At 59.7% G+C, this 17346-nt stretch carries 13 protein-coding genes; 3 read left to right on the top strand and 10 right to left on the bottom strand.

Going from position 1 to position 17346, the window contains the following annotated elements; genetic code table 11:
* Positions 1-49 precede the first annotated feature (49 nt).
* Both V6M61_RS18035 and V6M61_RS18030 read left to right on the top strand, forming a co-directional pair.
* On the top strand, positions 50-499 hold the full coding sequence (locus V6M61_RS18035; protein WP_332777971.1) for a hypothetical protein: 450 nt from the start codon (positions 50-52) through the stop codon (positions 497-499).
* 198 nt (positions 500-697) lie between these two features.
* Positions 698-1051 carry a phage holin family protein gene (locus tag V6M61_RS18030; RefSeq protein ID WP_332777970.1) on the top strand — a complete coding sequence of 118 codons (354 nt, stop codon included), beginning with the start codon at positions 698-700 and terminating at the stop codon, positions 1049-1051.
* On the opposite strand, the gene V6M61_RS18025 is transcribed toward V6M61_RS18030, so the two are convergent.
* Positions 1007-2533: a M48 family metalloprotease gene (locus tag V6M61_RS18025; protein WP_332777969.1), complete on the bottom strand. Its 1527-nt coding sequence runs from the start codon at positions 2531-2533 to the stop codon at positions 1007-1009. The two genes, V6M61_RS18030 and V6M61_RS18025, sit on opposite strands and share 45 nt — an antisense overlap.
* A 180-nt stretch (positions 2534-2713) precedes the next feature.
* Here V6M61_RS18025 and moaC point away from each other — a divergent pair, with 180 nt between their 5' ends.
* The gene (moaC, locus tag V6M61_RS18020) at positions 2714-3199 is read left to right on the top strand and encodes a cyclic pyranopterin monophosphate synthase MoaC (RefSeq protein WP_332777968.1); all 486 of its coding nucleotides are present in this window, start codon (positions 2714-2716) and stop codon (positions 3197-3199) included.
* Positions 3200-3205: 6 nt separating this feature from the next.
* Here moaC and V6M61_RS18015 read toward each other — a convergent pair whose 3' ends face one another.
* The 9 genes from V6M61_RS18015 to V6M61_RS17975 all read right to left on the bottom strand — a co-directional run bounded on the left by V6M61_RS18015 (position 3206) and on the right by V6M61_RS17975 (position 17146).
* Positions 3206-4552, bottom strand: a complete 1347-nt coding sequence (locus V6M61_RS18015) for a PglL family O-oligosaccharyltransferase (RefSeq protein WP_332777988.1) — start codon at positions 4550-4552, stop codon at positions 3206-3208.
* A gap of 459 nt (positions 4553-5011) precedes the next feature.
* The gene (locus V6M61_RS18010) at positions 5012-6709 is read right to left on the bottom strand and encodes a PglL family O-oligosaccharyltransferase (RefSeq protein WP_332777967.1); all 1698 of its coding nucleotides are present in this window, start codon (positions 6707-6709) and stop codon (positions 5012-5014) included.
* A gap of 55 nt (positions 6710-6764) precedes the next feature.
* Positions 6765-7235, bottom strand: coding sequence for a pilin (locus V6M61_RS18005; protein ID WP_332777966.1), 471 nt, complete (start codon positions 7233-7235; stop codon positions 6765-6767).
* Positions 7236-7400: 165 nt separating this feature from the next.
* Positions 7401-9806, bottom strand: coding sequence for a GspE/PulE family protein (locus tag V6M61_RS18000; protein ID WP_332777965.1), 2406 nt, complete (start codon positions 9804-9806; stop codon positions 7401-7403).
* Positions 9803-10594, bottom strand: a complete 792-nt coding sequence (locus V6M61_RS17995; RefSeq protein WP_332777964.1) for a 3',5'-cyclic-nucleotide phosphodiesterase — start codon at positions 10592-10594, stop codon at positions 9803-9805. The genes V6M61_RS18000 and V6M61_RS17995 overlap by 4 nt, the downstream gene beginning before the upstream one ends.
* Before the next feature lie 24 nt (positions 10595-10618).
* On the bottom strand, positions 10619-12856 hold the full coding sequence (locus V6M61_RS17990) for a CHASE2 domain-containing protein (RefSeq protein WP_332777963.1): 2238 nt from the start codon (positions 12854-12856) through the stop codon (positions 10619-10621).
* 62 nt (positions 12857-12918) lie between these two features.
* Positions 12919-13587 carry an FHA domain-containing protein gene (locus tag V6M61_RS17985; RefSeq protein ID WP_332777962.1) on the bottom strand — a complete coding sequence of 223 codons (669 nt, stop codon included), beginning with the start codon at positions 13585-13587 and terminating at the stop codon, positions 12919-12921.
* Positions 13588-13628: 41 nt separating this feature from the next.
* A complete protein-coding gene (locus tag V6M61_RS17980; RefSeq protein WP_332777961.1) occupies positions 13629-14414 on the bottom strand; it encodes a Stp1/IreP family PP2C-type Ser/Thr phosphatase in 786 nt (261 codons plus the stop codon).
* A gap of 11 nt (positions 14415-14425) precedes the next feature.
* Positions 14426-17146, bottom strand: coding sequence for a CHASE2 domain-containing serine/threonine-protein kinase (locus tag V6M61_RS17975; protein WP_332777960.1), 2721 nt, complete (start codon positions 17144-17146; stop codon positions 14426-14428).
* Positions 17147-17346 lie beyond the last annotated feature (200 nt).

The raw sequence follows: 17346 nt of genomic DNA, 5'->3' as shown, positions 1-17346 counted from the left end.
GCCGAGCAAGCAGCAAGCCTCTATAACTACGTTAACCAAGGAGATCTTTATGGACACCATCATTGTTTATATTGACGATGCCGCTTATGCCCTGCACATGCTGCAGCCCATGCTGCCCCCGGACAAGGCCCGCAACCCGGCGCGCTGGATTGTGGTGGGTTGCCCTCCCCGGGTGACGCACCACGCCAGCAAATGGGTGACCAACAGTGCACGGGAAAGCTGGCGCGGCAAATGGGCGGAAAAGGTCTTCGAGCAGATCGTGCCCACCCTGCAAGCGCAAGGCGACACCGTGATCACGAGACTGGCCCGCAGCCCCTTGTGTGAGCTCACTGACTCGCTGATCAAGGAGCATGGCGCGGCGCGCGTGCTGGATGCCCGCCGGCCCAAGTTTGGCCAGGACCTGCAGCCAGTGACCAGCACCCAGGCGCAAGAACACCACGAGGTCCTGCGCTATGCGGCGGCCCTGGCAGGCGCCGGTCTGCTCGTCGCTACCGACTAGCTAGCCCCCACGTCCGTCCGTCCAAGCCTGCATAGGCAGGCTTGGACGGACGGACGTCAGCCCCTCGGGGGCTAATTTCCCTTGGGGCGGCCCTGCGGGAAATTGGTGTCCTTGCACTTTGCACCCCGCGTGATGCGCTGCCTGCAGACAGAATAGTCATGACTGCCGCCTTGGCGGTACAGTGCTATTCTTGCGGCCATGAAACTCATCCTCAAATGGCTTTGCAGCGCGGCCGCCCTGCTGGCGGTTGCGCATATTTATCCCGGCGTGGTGGTGACCAGCTTCACCGCGGCCCTGATTGCCGCGGCCGTGCTGGGCGCTCTCAATACCGTGGTCCGGCCGCTGCTGGTGCTGCTGACGCTGCCCGTGACGCTGGTGACGCTGGGCCTGTTCCTGTTTGTGATCAACGCCCTCATGTTCTGGGCCGCCGCCAGTTTGCTCAGCGGACTGGACGTGCGCGGCTTTGGCGCCGCGCTGATCGGCTCGGTAATTTACTCGGTGCTGCAGCTAGCGATCGAGTTTGTCCTGGAGCGCCTGTTCTTTAAGAAGTGACTCCAGTTCACGGGTTCGGGTGTCAATGATCGAGCCTTCAATATTGGCTGCCGCGCTGTTGTCGCGGCTGGTGCGCATCAGGTTCTGCGCACCTTTGAACCGGTCCAGCGCGGCGGTGTAGTCCAGCTGGGCCGCACGGCTTTCCGCATCCGCCCGGATCGCCCGCAAAGGCTCGTTTTGCCGCCCGTAAGCCTGGGCCAGCAACTGCCAGGCGCTGGCGTCTTTGGGATGCGCCACCACCCAGCTTTGCAGCCGCTCTGACACCTCCCTGGCGCGGCCCACTGCCAGCAGGGCGCGGGACTTCAGCAAAACATCGGCACGGGCGCTGGCGTTCGCCAGATCAAGCTGCGCCGCCCCTGCGGGCGTGCTGCCTGCCTGCAAATCCAACTCCAGCGCCAGCAAGTCTGCTGCGTTGGCGGCGCGCGGATTACCCACCACCGCGGACTGCAGCCGGCTCGCAAGGCTTCGTGCCAGCCCCAAGTCGCGCAAGCGGCCCGCAGCCAGTGCGCCGGCATATAAGGCGCCCGCATCCTGGGGTGCAAGCTGGCCAGAAGGTGACGTACGCTGAGCCTGAGCCTGCATGGCGCGCAGGGCATCCACGCCAGGGTCACCCAGTACACGTGCGCGGGCGGCCATCATGGCATGCAAGACCAGCGCCTTGCCGCTGTCGGCATCGCCGCCTTTCGGCCCCCTGGAGCCGGCCGCGAGTTGCAGCCGCGCCTGCGCATCGGCAATGCGCTCGGTGGTCAGCGGGTGCGAACGCAGGTAGGGAAAGGAGCCATTGTCGTTCAGGCGCGAGGCCTGCTGCAGCTTTTCAAACATGCCAGTCACACCGCGGCTGTCAAACCCGGCATCGGCCATCACCCCAGAACCCACACGATCGGCCTCGCGCTCCATGTCACGCGAAAAATTAAGCTGGCCTTGAACCGCCACGGCCTGCCCTCCCACGATGGCAGCGCTGGCTGCATCGGGATTTTTGCTGGCCGCCAGTGCCCCCAGAATCATGGCGCCGATCACCCAGGGGGTCTGCCGGTTTTGCTGCGTGATGAGCCGCGAGATGTGGCGCTGGGTGACGTGGCTGAGCTCGTGCCCCAACACGGCGGCCAGCTCGTCACGGCTGCTGACCACCCCGATCAGGCCGAGGTGCACGCCCAGATAACCGCCCGGCAGCGCAAACGCATTGACGGTACGGTTTCGGATCAGCATGACGTCCCAGGCAAAGCGCTCTTCCAGCTCGGTGCCAAGCTCACCGCGCGAACGCGCTGCCGCCATCAGGGGTTGCCAGATGCTTTGCACATAGTCGCCCAGCACCGGGTCGTCCAGGTAGTCCGGGTCGCGGTAAATGCTGACGGCAATCCGGTCCCCCAGACGCCGTTCGGCACTGGCCGTCAACTCGGAACTGTCGCCCAGCGTCGGCAGCGAGCCCGCCGCCCGGCCCGGCGACTGGGCCAGCGAAAGATGGCTGGACGCTATAAAAATCATAGCTGTCAGCGCAAGCCTGCCCCGCATAAAACGCGACATTGGCTTGATGAATTTAAAACGAGTCGATGGGAACAAAAGCAATCACCTCGGCAGTGTGGGTGTCCAGCAAGACGGTCCAGAAGGTTTGATTCGAAAACATGGTCTTATGATGATGGATAGTTGTAAAGGTTCTGTAACAGCATGACGACTTCTTCAGCACTCACCCATTTTGATGCTCAGGGCCAGGCCCATATGGTGGATGTCGCGGCCAAGGCCGCAACGCACCGCGTGGCCGTCGCGCAAGGCCGCATCGTCATGAATCCGGCGACCCTGGCCATTATTCTTGAAGGCAGCGCCAAAAAAGGCGACGTACTGGGTATCGCACGCATTGCCGGCATCATGGCCGCAAAAAAAACCAGCGATTTGATCCCCTTGTGCCACCCGCTGGCGCTGACCCGCGTGGCGGTTGATTTCAAGCCTGATGCGGCCAATGCCAGCGTCACTTGCCTCGCAACGGTGGAAACTGTCGGCCCGACCGGTGTGGAAATGGAGGCACTGACTGCAGTGCAAGTGGCACTGCTGACGATTTACGACATGTGCAAAGCAGCGGACCGGGGTATGACCATCACCGACGTGCGCGTGCGCGAAAAGCACGGCGGCAAATCGGGGAGCTTTGTGAATCCCTGAACCGCCTCATCTCAAAGGTTGAAGACGCTCGGATACCCGGGCATTCGCCTGAGCCCAGCGCGCATGATCTGCCGGGAAAGCAGCCCGATAACGCGCCAGATGCGCCAGCGCTTCGTCGTCGCGGCCCAGCAGCACGGCACTTTCAATGACCTTTTCAATGACGCGAGGCTCGGGTGAGTAATGAAGCAGTGCCGTCGCCATGTTGAAGGTCCACTGCGCGTTGTCGCGCGTCAGCGGGGTGATGGTCAGTTCCGCAAAACGCACCTGGTTGCGAAACAGCCAGGACCCACGGATCTTGTTCATCGTGTCGTCACGGTAAGCCGCGTCGCGGGCTTGGGGCGCCAGGTAAATTTGGCTGATGCGGTGGTAGTCCCAGGCGGCGTAGCTAGTGGCAGCTATCAAAACAATAGCTGCCAGCACTCGCAAAATGGGGACTTGTGGCTCATTTGACTGGTATTTCGGGTGCCCCGCCGGCACACCCCTGCCCTGCCAGAGCAGGCCCATGCACAGGCCTGTCGCGATCTGGAACGGACCGTACCAAAGCGGATATTCCAGCAGGCTGTGCAGCAAAATCACCGCCAGCACACCCCAGGCTAGCTGGCGAGTCAGGTCGGTTTCGCGCCAGGGCCGCTGCCGCAGCACCCACCACGCAAAACCGCCACAAACCAGCAGCGCCACCGGAATACCCAGTTCCACCGCCAACTGCAACGGCAGATTGTGCGCGTTGTCCAGGATTTCGCAAAAACGCGGCCCGTCGTACAGCGTTATGTAGTGCGCATAACCGAGTTCGCTCCAGCCCCAGCCGAACCAGGGTTTCTGCGCAATCAGGTGCAACACATTGGACCAGAGCGTGAGACGGCTATTGCAAATCTGGCCCCCGGTACGCAAGCGGGCGAACATGCCTTGCGCAGAGAGGTCAAAACCAGCCACCCAGGGCAGCACCAGAATTGCCAGCCCGTAGCCCACTATCGTCGTCAGGAGCAAGCGGCGAACAGCTATGTGACGCCAGCCACCCCAAATCCCGAATAGCGCGCACAACAAGACGAGCTGCAGCAGCCCAGTCCGCGACGAAGAAGCGGCGTTCCCCGTCGCCAGAAGAACTGCCGAGGCTAACATCGACCAATGGATGCGTCCGGCAAAACGACCAGTCGCTGCGAGGCAGAGCAATGCCATCAGGGAAATACTGGTCAAAGTCGCAAACTGATTACGCTGGCGCAGGTTGGCAAACGCCTCGCCCATTTCAGTCTGGCTTATCCAGGGCGAGAAGACGCCCGCAGCACCAAAGTACTGGCAAAGGCCGATCACGCTGCTCAGCAGCCCAGCGAACAGCCAGGCCCCTGCATTGGCAGGCATCAAGCACTTAGGCAGAAACCGGCCAGGGCAGTGCACCCCAAGCAAAGCCGCAGCACAAGCCCAGGAGAAGAGCAACGGCACGATGGCCGGCGTCGGCCCTGGGGCGAACGGGTTTAACCAAGGTAGCGCTATGAAGAAGGCGGCAATTGATTGCTTCAATGTGATGGTGCAAGCACACGAGCCGCCATGGTAATGGGATGCGCCAGGTCCACAATGCCCGTTTAATCTACTTGCGGTGTCGACGACCATGAACCCGATCACTTCCCTGTAATGACGGCTATTACCTCGAACGAACAGCCCTTAATTTGCGCCGACATCAAGCAGCAGTCAGATGACCGGTTTTTTGCGTTATAGCCCGGCTGACAACCAGCCATGGGGCGATGCGACAACCTATCTCCCTACAAGGGCTTACGGGAGGGCCATGAGGGCTAACTTTATTAGCTCCGCCACATTCTCTGATCATGGCCAAGGTACAGCAGCTATCCGCGGATCGGATTCCGACTGTTTCTGCCATGCATTTTTGATTACATTGCACTGATTCCGCGATGCCACGGCACACAGGCGCCGCAGCCAGAGTGTTGCCTCATCAGGCTGACCGTTCCAAACCAGCGCCGCTGCCAGCTTGTGTATTACCCCTGCACTGGGGTTGAGACTGGCAACATGACGCATCCAGTCCAGTTGTTCAGCCGACATTCCGCCACCAGGTTCAAATCGGGAGAAGGCAATCAGGTCACGGAGTTGATCGATCACCAGTACGTCCGGCGGATCGCGAGAAGCATTGGTACGGATGTTGGCCCATTCAAATCGCAATGCCTGGTAACTCGCCTCGATTCGCACGTAGTCGCGCACTATCACAGCGAGCAGCATCACCGTCCCCAACCACAGAACACTTGCCAACCATCGTTGTCCGAAACCCATCCGGCGACCATGCAGCCGGGTATCAAGCGCCCCCATGACCAGACCGGCAGGTAGCAGAAAGTAGGCGTAGTGCAGAGGAAGTTCAAACATGGCGTGATTGCCCACTACCATAACGAGCAGAAACATCAGCGCACTCGCAGCATCCTGAATGGCACAAAATCGACGCCAAAGCCAAAAGATTAAAAGCCCTGATATTGCCAAGCCCAGCGGAATCCCGCACCACAGGAGCAAGTCCAAAAACAGATTATGTGATTGGGCGAACAGCATCCTTAAGGGCGGATGGTCTACGGCGACTGCCAAGTGCGCGGTGACCACTTGATTCCATCCATAGCCAAACCAGGGTCTCTGCCAGATGGCATCAAGAAACAGGGTCCAGACTTGCGGCCGTATATCTGAGGATAAACGTTCCAACGCTTCCAGCTCCCCCTCCGCGGAACTGAGAAGCAACGCATTGGTCATCAACGGGATAATCCAGACGAAAGCAAAAAAACACAACGCAAGAGCAGTAACAATACGAGGGGCTGATCGCCATGGCCATAGCGCTCGCCAGTACCACGCAGCAAGCACCAGTATCACGGTGCCAACCCAAGCCGTGCGCGATGCTGTCAGGGCCAAGCCGAACAGCAGGTAAACCGCCCCCGTTATCATGACAGCAGGCCGGATATAGGCGCGCAAGGCACCCCAACCCAAGGCCAGAATGCCCCACAGTAGAAGTGTGCCTAGCTGATTGGGCTGTCCAAAATTCGCAAATGGGCGGCCATATCCGTTGCCCATGGACCAAATTTGGATCAGGTCCAGCTGTAACCATTGGTGAATTTGCAGCCCGACTGACAGCAGGGCAGCGATGCCGACGGCCATAAAGAGACCGTCTCCCAACTGAGCCGGACTGTACCACTCCCACCGCTGGCCGACCAAGATAGCCAGCGCCAAACCAAGAAGATAGGCGAACGCCATCCAAGCGGGGCCTGCCAACGGAATCATTCCGGCCGCGTGCTGCAGCCAGGGCATCACGCACAGACCCAGGACTCCGATGCCAAGGACCGACGTTCGCGTTTCGTCCCGGGTGCGCCACAGCACCGCCGCAGCCATAGGCAACAGTGCCACCGCCGCCCAAGCCTCCATGTGAAAGGCAGGCCACGGCGGGTAATGGTTAGGTAGCAGCCAGCACCATGACAAAGTGCTGGCCCAAGCCACCAGCCAAAACGGAGAACTCAACGGTCTTTTATTGCGAACAGACATGCGGATAGCAAGAAAAAAGGCTCCCTAAAGGAGCCTTTCAATAGTAAGAAACGAATTACTTGCAGCTAGCCGGCAAATACTTAGTCGGCATTGTAGAGGTAATTGTTACAGGTGCCGATGAGACGTTACTTGCAGCTGAACATACCCACGTTACCTGGCCATTGGATTGAACGGTTCCGGTAAACATCACGCCTGTACCCGCAATCTTACTCTCCGCAGCAGAGGCGCCAGCGAAAATAATACCAGTTTGAGAGGTGGCTCCCATGTTGTAGATAACGCCCGAAACCCATTTGGAAGTCTGAGTAGCCACCGGCTCACTGGCAGTTGGGGGCATGCCGCCATTCGCTTGCACCATTTCTGAGAGAGTTGTCTTACCCGACGAGCCGGCAAGTATCAATTCAGAGACCTTAGCGCGGACCGTGTAGTCCTGGTAAGCAGGCAAAGCCACCGCCGCCAAAATACCAATGATCGCCACAACGATCATCAATTCGATCAGGGTAAAACCCTTTTGGATAGAACGCTTCATTAAAAACTCCTTGGTTGAAAAAGCATTAACGTAGAGCAGTTTCCGGGCCAGCCTTTAAAAGGCTAAAAATCAATGTTTTTTACTTACTTTCATCCTGGCGCAGCTATCACGCCCGCGATTTTTTGGCAGCCACATCTAAATTAACTGACATTTTTGTCATTTTTGTCACTTGATGCAGACTGATCGCACCATCTTCAAATCCGTCATCCCCATCAGAACTTTCTCCATGCCATCCATCTTGAGGGTGCGCATGCCGCTGTTGACCGCCGCCGAGAACAATTCCGCAACGCGTGCACGCTCCTGAATCAGCTTTTTGGCAGCATCGTCAGCAATCATCAGCTCATGCAGGCCAATGCGCCCCTTGTAGCCGGTCTTGTTGCACTTATCGCAGCCGACCGCCCGGTACAGCTTGAATTTGCCGCCCTCGCCATACTGCTTGACCCATTGCTCATAAAGCTTCTTGGCCTCGCCCGCATGGTCTGCCTGCCAGGCCGGTGTATGGCGCAACTCTTCCGCGTATTCGGCCACAAAGGTTTTGATCTCTTCGGCGTCGGGGAAGTAGGCTTCCTTGCAATCGCAGAGTTTTTTGGCCAAGCGCTGCGCCAGTATGCCCAGCAGCGCATCGGCAAAATTGAAAGGGTCCATGCCCATGTCCAGCAAACGCGTGATGGACTCGGGTGCTGAATTGGTATGCAGTGTTGAAAAAACCATGTGCCCGGTCAACGAGGCTTCCACCCCCATGGACACGGTTTCCTTGTCGCGCGACTCGCCCACCATGATGATGTCGGGGTCGGCCCGCAAAAAAGCACGCATGACCAGGGCGAAGTCGATCCCGGCTTTCCTGTTGATCTGGACCTGGCGCAAACCTTTCTGGGTAATCTCCACGGGGTCTTCGGCCGTCCAGATTTTGGTGTCGGGCGTGTTGAGGAACTTCAGTATCGAGTGCAGTGTGGTGGTCTTGCCGGAGCCGGTCGGGCCGCACACATAAAAAAGCCCATAGGGTTTGGAGATGGTTTTTTCCAGCCGCGCCTTGTTGTGCTCGGTGAGCCCCAGTTTTTCCAGCGGTATGGGTTCGCCGGCAGCCAGGATACGCATGACGACGTCTTCCACGCCACCGGCCGACGGAATCGTGGCCACCCGCAGCTCGATGTCCAGCGGGCCGTACTTCTTGAATTTGATTTTGCCGTCTTGCGGTTTGCGCTTCTCTGAGATATCCAGGTCGCACATGATCTTCAGGCGCGTCACCATGGCCTGGCGAAACTGGGCCGGCACTTCAATATAAGGCTGCAAGGTGCCATCAATGCGAAAGCGGATGCCGGTTTTGGCTTTGCCGGGCATGGGCTCGATGTGAATGTCCGACACCTTCTGGTTGTAGGCGTCAATGATGACCTTGTTGACAAATTTGACCAGCTCGTTGTCAGCCGCCGCTGATTCCAGCGAGGAATCGTCGCTGGCTTCCCCGTCCAGCGGCGTGTCCATATCGGCCAGCAGCTGGTCGATGGAGCCGCCTTCGTTGCCGGCCCCAAACAGCTGGCCCAGCGTTTCCTCAAATTCGGTCTGGGTGCTGACGCGGTAGGCGAACTTGCTGATGCGGGGAAACACCTGCGGCACCACGCGTGAGCCACGCACCGCCTCCGGGTCGACGCACATGATCACCAGGCCTTCGGGCGTCTCCTCCAGCGGAATCCAGCCCTGCTGCTCAATGAAATCCCGCTTGAGCGGGCCATGCAGCATTTCGGAGCGTATGCGTCCGGCATTGAACGCCTCGTAAGGGACACCGAAGAACTTGGCCAGCGAGGGGCCGATCTGCGCCGGCCGGATATGGTAGTCCGACATCAGCAAATGCTCTACCGGCTTGACCTCCTCGCGCGCTTTCTGGATGCACTGCTGCAACTCGTCCTGCGACAAAATGCCTTCCGCGACCAGCCCGTCGTACTTGGTCGCCTTGCGCCGCTGGCTGTCTTCCATTTTTTGCATGCGCTGGCGGATGGCAATCCCCAGCGTTTTGCACAACTGGCTGGCACCGTCTTCTTCCAGCTTGCCAAACGGCTGGTCGCTGCGGTTGTTGATCACCTGCAACACCCCATACAGGGTCTCGCCATCCATCACCGGCGCCACCAGCATCTGCTTGGTGCGGTAACCAGAGCGCTTGTCGACTTCCTGCAAGAAGCTCAGCTTGGGATGAATTTTCTTGAGCGCCCCGTCGTCGTACACATCGGCAATGTTCACCATCTGTTTGACCATGGCCACATAACCGGCGATGCTTTGCGCGCTGATGGGCAGCTTCAGATCCCGGCTGGTGTTGAGGCCGGTCTTGATTTTGGAAATGATGGATGAGCGGTCTTCGTTGACCGCATAGAGAGTCAGCCGGTCCGCATTGAACAGCTTGCAGATGTCCTGGCTGGCCTCCAGCATGATCTGGTCGATGTTTTCGGTTTCGTGGATCCGGTTGGTGACCAGCTGCAACTGGCGAAAATACAGCGCCTCAAAAGTCACCCCGCGTTCCTGGGGGGGGAGCATCTGCGAGTCAAAAAACTCGTTTTCCGGATCACGCTGCATGACGGCGTTCATAGTTCAAATTCCTGACCTGCCCGCAGCCAGCGAATGTCGTGCGTCACATGCGGGCCGAACGGCTGCGTCTGGTCGAAGCGCTGAATTTCGGCCATGATCAGGTCGGTTTCTGCGGGCTTGGTGTGGGTGATGTAGATGGGATAGCTCCGGCTCTTGTCAATACAGTCGAGCTCGCTGGCCAGCGTATGCGGTGACAGGTGCAGACTGCGTTTTGCCAGATCCCGCTCCCGGTTGCTGAAGGCGGTTTCGATCACCAGCATGGTCACGTTGAGCTGGTTGATGCGCGCCCACAGCGCGGGGTTTTGCTCGGTATCGCCGGTAAACACCCAGCACCCCTTGCCGGTGGCCACCGCATACCCAACCGCCGGCACGGTGTGCACCGCCGGCAAAACTTCCACAGACTTGCCCGCCAGCAGCAGGGTTTGGCCCGGCTCCAGGGGGTGAAAGCTGATAAAGGGCGCTTGCGGCGTTGGAATTCTTGAGAAGTCCGGCCAGATGGTGTTGTTGAAAATATGCGTTTTCAGCGCATCAATCGTGCCCTGCAAGGCGTGGATCTGTATCGGGCTGGTACGCCGTCCGGCAATCGCATCCACCATCAGCGGGAGCGCGGCAATATGGTCCAGGTGCGAATGCGTCAGCAGCACATGGTCAATACTGCGCATCTCGTCGAGCGTCAGATCACCCACACCGGTTCCCGCATCCACCAGCAAATCATGGTCCAGCAAAAAAGACGTGGTCCGGCAGTCTTTGGCAATTGCTCCAGAGCAGCCTAAAACACGTACTTTCATGGTTTTTCCGCCTTGGCTTGCTATTTACTTGGTTTCAAAGTTGGTTGCGCCATCCCACTCAGGATCAAAAGGCAACAATCTCATGGAGGCTACACGCTCCGTGTACAACTGGTAAAGGTATTTTTTCGCATTCAGGCGCTGCAAATTGAGTAATTGCACATCGCACTGGTCCCAATCCTGCACCCGGTAGGCTTTGAGTGCGCTTCCCCAGGTCTTGAGTTCTGCCGCATGCGCCTGGTCCACCCGGTCCGCCAAGGCGAGCGGCCAGAAAATCGCCACGGCCTGATCTTTGCCCTTCACCCGGACTTTGTCGAGCTCCTGCCAGGCGAAGTCAGGAGCCAGTTTGCGGGTTGTCTCGCTCACCACAATGTCCACGCCATAGGTTTTGGAAAGCCCTTCAAGGCGGGAACCGAGGTTGACCGAGTCCCCAATGACGGTATAGCTGCGGCGTATGTCCGAGCCCATGTCACCCACACACATGGTGCCTGTATTGAGGCCAATTCCGATACCGATCTCGGGCACGCCCCGTGCACGGTGCTCTTCGTTGAGCTTGCGCACGGCCTGCGCCATCTCAAGCGCGGTCTTGACCGCCAGGCTGGCATGGTCGGGCGTTTCAACCGGAGCACCCCAGAACGCCATGACACAGTCGCCCATGTATTTGTCAATGGTGCCGCGGTTGCTGCGAATCAAATCAGTCAATCGGCTGAACACGCTGTTGAGCAGGGCCTGCAGCTGCGTCGGCTCCATGGTTTCGGACATTTTGGTAAATCCGCGCATGTCGCAAAACATCACCGTCAGCTCTTTGGAAGACGCCGTCATGCTGTAGCTGTCAGGATCTTTGACCATTTCGTCGACCAGCTCGGGCGGCACGTAGGTGCCAAACAGATTGGCCAGTTCGCGCTTGGACCGGCTCTCCACAAAGTAACCGTAGCTCATATTCAGCGCAAAAGCCGTTACGGCCATCACCAGTGCGGTCGCCAGGGGCAGCACCAGGCCATGACTCGAATAAAGCCAGAAATTGAGCCCCACCAGCGTCGCCACCACCAGGCCACTGACCGCCACAGCCCGCGGCGCGGACAGCAAGGGCAACGCAAAAGCCAGCGTCAAACCCGCCAGAACCAGGATCACCACGTCGAAACCGACGGCGTAATCCGGCTTGAAGAACACCTTGCCGTCGAGAAAACCGGCAATGACATTGGCGTGAAGCTCGACGCCAGGGTAGACCTCGCTGACCGGGGTGGCCCGCAAATCCAGCAGCCCGGACGCCGTGGTTCCGATCAGAATAATCTTGTCCTTGAGCAGCCCCGCAGGCACTCGCTTGGCCAGCACATCTGCGGCAGACACATACTTGAACGAACCGCTGGGCCCTCTGAAAGGCACCAGCGTTGCCACCCGGTCGTCCACCGGGAGGGCCAATGCCTTGCCGTCCTGCTTGAGCAAAATGCTCTCCAGGCCGTGGTAGTTGCGCGTCACGAACCTGTCTTGGGGAAAGCCCGGCTCGACCTTGGGCAAGCCCGCCAGCAGGCGAAACATCGCCAGCGACAAGGACTCGTAGTACTGCCCCTTGTACTCGGCAAGCAGCGGAATCGAACGGACTATGCCGTCGCCTTCCACAATGGGGTTGGTATGGCCCGCCAGGGGAGCGGCCTTGGCCAGGGGCCCGATGTTGGAGCCATAGCCGCTGTAACTGACGAACCGGATGGGTCGTCCGCCCAGTGAATCCTGCCGCATGACCGGGGCCGGCAAGGCGCCGTTGACATACCCGCCGTGCTCGTTCGTGAAATAGTAGCCCAGCACCACCGGCCGCTTCTCGAGCGACTTGGCAAAGATGGCGTCATAGTCCAGGGCTCCCTGCAATTGACCCAGCCGCTCGCCAAACGCCGTCTGGTCGCGCAGCTCGTTCCTGGCAAGCTGCATGAGGTGTTTCAGGCCCGAACTCTCGTCAGGCTCGGGGAAAAAGACGTCGAAGCCCAGCAGCGCCACCTTCTGCCGGTCAAACAGCTCATCAACGAGTTCTGCCAGCTTGTTGCGGCTCCAGGGCCAGCGGCCGACTTCCCCCAGGCTTTTTTCGTCGATATCAATAATGACGATGCGCTCGTCCAGCGTTTTCGGCATGGTGGCGCGCAGGCGGGCATCGTAAATAATGTTGTCAAGCCTTTGCAGCACGCCAATCTGCAGGATGCCGATGGCATGCATCAAGGCCAGCGCCAGCGGAATCAGCGTGACCGCGATGCGAGGCCAGTGCTTTAAAAGAAGTCGCATGGGGCCTCTGAATCCATAACGCCTGTCACCGGTTTCCTGTCAGGGACGGGAAAGCGTGGCGATCAACGATGCACAAACTGCATTTGTGTTCCCGCCAATTCCAGCACATCACCGTTTTTCAGCGTCACCGGATCAGCGCCTATCGGTGCCCCATTGAGCGTGGGCTTGTTGGCACCTTCCACATGCGCCACCACAAAGCCGTGGGGTCGCTTGGTGATGGCCGCGACAGCAACGCCGGGCTTGCCAATGGTGGTCACCACCTTGACCAGAGCGACTTCACGACCGGCAGCAGCGCCCGACATGACCTTGATCGCGGCATTGAGGCCCGCGCCCATGTCGGCAGCCACCGGTGCAGCGGCCGTTGCGGGCGCCGCAGCCGCTGGCACCACCAGGCCGGCAGACCCGGCCTTGATCACCATGGTCTTCTCAAAACTGGGGCCGGCGGCCTCATTGACGTACTTGATCTTGTACTTGCCGATTTCAACGGTATCACTGTTCTGGAGCAACTGCTTTTTAACCGCTTTGCCGTTGACATACGTGCCGTTGGTGCTGTTGAGATCTTCAAGGTAGACCTCGTTACCCGACAGCTGCAACACGGCATGCTCGCCACTGACGGCCAGGTTGTCAATCACGATGTCGTTGTAGGGCCTGCGACCCAGGGACGTCCGGTCCTTGGTCAACTGGACTTCCTTGATCACAACACCGTCAATAGAGACGATCATTTTCGGCATGGCCGACTCCTGTCTGTTTTTTTCATATTTCAGTCACTGCGCTATTTTCCCAGTATTCTGGATAGTAGCCCGCGCTTGGTCGAAGCTTCCTTGGCCCGCACCAACAATACTGAAATATTATCGCGCCCACCGTTGTCGTTCGCGGCAACCACCAGCTGCCTGGCCTTTTGGTCCAGGGAACCCGATCCCCGCAGGATGCCCGCAATCCCCTGGTCGTTGAGCATGTCAGACAGGCCGTCCGAGCACATCAGGTAGATGTCCCCGTCTTCAACCCGGTGCTCGTTGACCTCAAGAAGCACCGTATCTTCCACTCCCAGGGCCCGCGTGACGAGGTTCTTGTTCAGGGAGGTCTGCGCCTGCTCGGGCGTAATCAGCCCGGCATCCATCTGCTCCTGCAACAGTGAATGGTCTTTGGTGATTTGCTGGAGCTCGCTGCCGCGAAGACGGTAGCAGCGCGAGTCGCCAATGTGCCCCAGCATCAGGCGCGCCGGCTGAAACACCCCAACCACCAGCGTGGTCCCCATGCCCGTGTACTGGGGGTTCGAATTGGCCGCGTTGAAAATGGAGTGGTTCGCATTTTCAACGCAAATTTCCATGGCCCGGCGTATCTCTTTGGCATTGGCATGCCGTCCGGCTTGCGACAGCCAGCGGCCCATTTCCGACTTGATGAAGGCCGTGGCCATGCCGCTGGCAATCTCGCCGGCGTTATAGCCCCCCATGCCATCGGCCAGAATGCACAAGCCTGTCAGGGCATCGACAGCGACGGCATCCTCATTGTTGTCCCGCGTCAAGCCTGGGTCGGTCTCGGTGCAAATCTCGTAAATCATCGTATTTTTGGTTATAGCGTCGTGTCGGACCCCGCCTCACCGGCCCGCGGGTCGGCAGACGGTGTGCGCGGGGTCACCAGGGTCTTGTCGAAAGCCGCTCCATCGGGGGGCTTGGTGACTTGTGTGGCGTCATAAACCGGCGACAGCGGCGCCGCAAAGACGGCCGTTTTTTCACCCCCCGCCGCATCGGCTGCAAACGCCATTGCCTTGCCGGCGCCTGCAGGCGCCGCGCTGCTCACCGCATGCCCGTCCAGAAGGGCCATCACCGCCCGCAAGTCAGCGGAGAACCGGTCCCCGTCCTGGTAGCGCGTCTCGGGCCGCTTGCTGAGCGACAAGGCCACGATATCGGCCAGGCGATCAGGCAGCTCCTGACGGATGACCCGGATGTCCGGTGCCGGTTCATTGGCAATCTTGTACATCAGTTCCGCCATGGACTCACCGCGAAACGGCAGCACGCCGGCGAGCATCTGGAACAGCATCACGCCCAGCGAGTAAAGGTCGGAGCGGCCGTCCACTTTTTTGCCCGCAATCTGCTCGGGCGACATGAAGCTGGGCGTCCCCAGCACCAGCCCGGTTTTGGTTTTGCTGGAATCCGTGATGCGGGCAATGCCAAAGTCCGTGACCTTGACGGTATCGCTGTCGGCTTCGTACATGATGTTGGCGGGTTTGATATCCCGGTGCACCACGTTTTGCTTGTGGGCATAGGCCAGTGCCTCGGCCACACGCGCCACAATCGACAGCACCTTGGGCACCGGCAGCAAATGCCCGCCTTTGGTGACATCCGCCAGGTCCTTGCCCTTGAGGAACTCCATGGCGATGTAGGCCAGGTCGTGCTCCTCACCGGCATCGAAAATCGTCACGATGTTCTGGTGCTGCAGGCGGCCGGCAGTCTCGGCCTCGCGGAAAAAGCGCTCACGGGCATCGTCCAGCGCCTCGCCCTCGAACTCCTGGCTCAAAGCCATGGTCTTGATGGCCACCACGCGGCCAATTTTGGGGTCTTTGCCCTGGTACACGACACCCATCGCGCCCTTGCCCAGCTCTTTTTCAACCTGGTAGCGGCCCAGCATGGGCTTCTCCACCCCGCCACCATCGAGCAGCATGGTGCCGCCCGGATGCGCGCCGCCACCGCCCAGAATGACGGTTTCCGAGAGGTTCTTGGCCCGATTGAGTTTGGACTGCAGGTCCTTGTGGTTCTTGTCGAAGGTGGCCATGTGCTCGTACACGGCCTGCGCCTTGTTGAACTGGCGCTTGCGCTCAAAGTCCAGCGCCAGGTTGTTCAGGTTGTCCATCAGCGCATCGGAAAACGGCACGCGGCGGAAACGGTCAAACGCCATGTCCAGCTGGCCCTGGCCCTGCAGCGCCAGGCCCATCATGCGGTTGGTTTCAGCCGACTCTTCATCGGACTTGAGCTTGCCCGCTTCGGTCATCAGGAAGCGCTTGGTGGTCAGCGCCAGGTGCCCGATCAGCAGCAAAGCCGCCGGAAACACGAGCTTCAGCCAGGTCGCCGAGGCCGACAGCAGGCTGAACTCGACCACGAGCAGCACCACAAACAGCGCCAGCGTCACGACCGCCGCCTTGCCGGCGGACAGCTGCGGCAAGCCCGCAATCAGGTAGCCCGCCACCAGCAGCAGCACGCCCAGCATGGCCCAGACGCCCCAGGCTGGCTGCACGATGAAATGCTCGCTCAAAATGCTGGAGGTGATGTGGCCAATGGTCTCAGCCGGCGACAGGCCCGGTCCGGCCGGCGTGGCAAACTGGGTCCCGACACCCGCGGCCGTGGCGCCAATGATCACGATCTTGCCGGCGTATTTGGCCGCCGGGATCTTGCCGGACACCACGTCGTAAAACGAATCCACCGCAAACGCAGGCCGGCCGTCCTTGCCGGTGTAGAACTGCGGCAGCATCAGGGCCGACTCATCGGTCTTGATCACCAGCTTGCCAATCTGGACCGAATCGCCCACATTGAGCCGGATGTCTGAAAGCGCGAGATTCAGGCTTTTGGCAGCCACCAGCAAACTCATGGACGGCACCGCCTTGCCGTAGTAATTGATCAGCAGCGGCTCCTGGCGCACGGCGCCATCGACGTCGGGCCACTGGTTCAGATGGGCAATGCCGGCCGCCGCCGAGCCAATGACCTCGATGGGCTGCTGGCCCCGCAGGGCCGGCAGGGAAAAGCCGTTGGGCTCATCCACCGCGCTTTTAAGGGCGTAGGCTGGCAGCGGGTTGTCGGGTTTGCCCTGAGGCTGGCCAAGCGTGAACACCGAGGGCACCAGCACATTGCCGGCCTTGCCCATGCTGGTCGCCAGTTTGGCATCGGTGTCCAGCGCCACTTCGGCCTCGGCAATCACCTTGCCCAGCTGTTCGTTCAGCCCGTCCGGCGCGACGGCAGGAACGACAGGAGCGGCCGGGTCGGTTGCGGTTGCAGCCGGGCCCAAGGCTTCCTTGATCTTGCGGATGAACACCAGCCCGCGATCGGTTTGCGGCTCAAAAAAGAAAGCCGTGTGCGCAATGGTTTTGACCTTGGCGGCCGTCAGCTGGTCGATCAGCTGGGCGTGCACGTCGCGCGGCCAGGGCCAGCGGCCTATGTTGGCAATGCTCTGGTCGTCAATCGCAATGATGGCAATGCGGTCCGAGGGCTGGCGCGAGGTGCTGGTGCTGGCAAAGTCGTAATAACGGCGTTCCAGGGTGCCAAAAAAATCGGTCAGGCCGTGCAGGAAAAGAACGGCGAGCACCACCAGAACACCAACAAACCAGTCGGCCCGCCAGAATTGACTCTGCTTACGTGATGATGTGGCCACTTCCCGCCCTTTGTCCTGACTTGCTACAGATCGCCGCTTGCGTATCGGCTTTTTCGCGCACTTGTCACCCACGCCAGTTGTGACTGGCGGTTACAAGCCTGCAGTTCTAGGACATTATCAGACGGGATGCAGCT

The sequence above is a fragment of the Polaromonas sp. genome (genome assembly GCF_036676035.1).
Lineage (GTDB): Bacteria > Pseudomonadota > Gammaproteobacteria > Burkholderiales > Burkholderiaceae_C > Polaromonas.
This window is presented reverse-complemented; position numbering and strand designations above follow the sequence as displayed.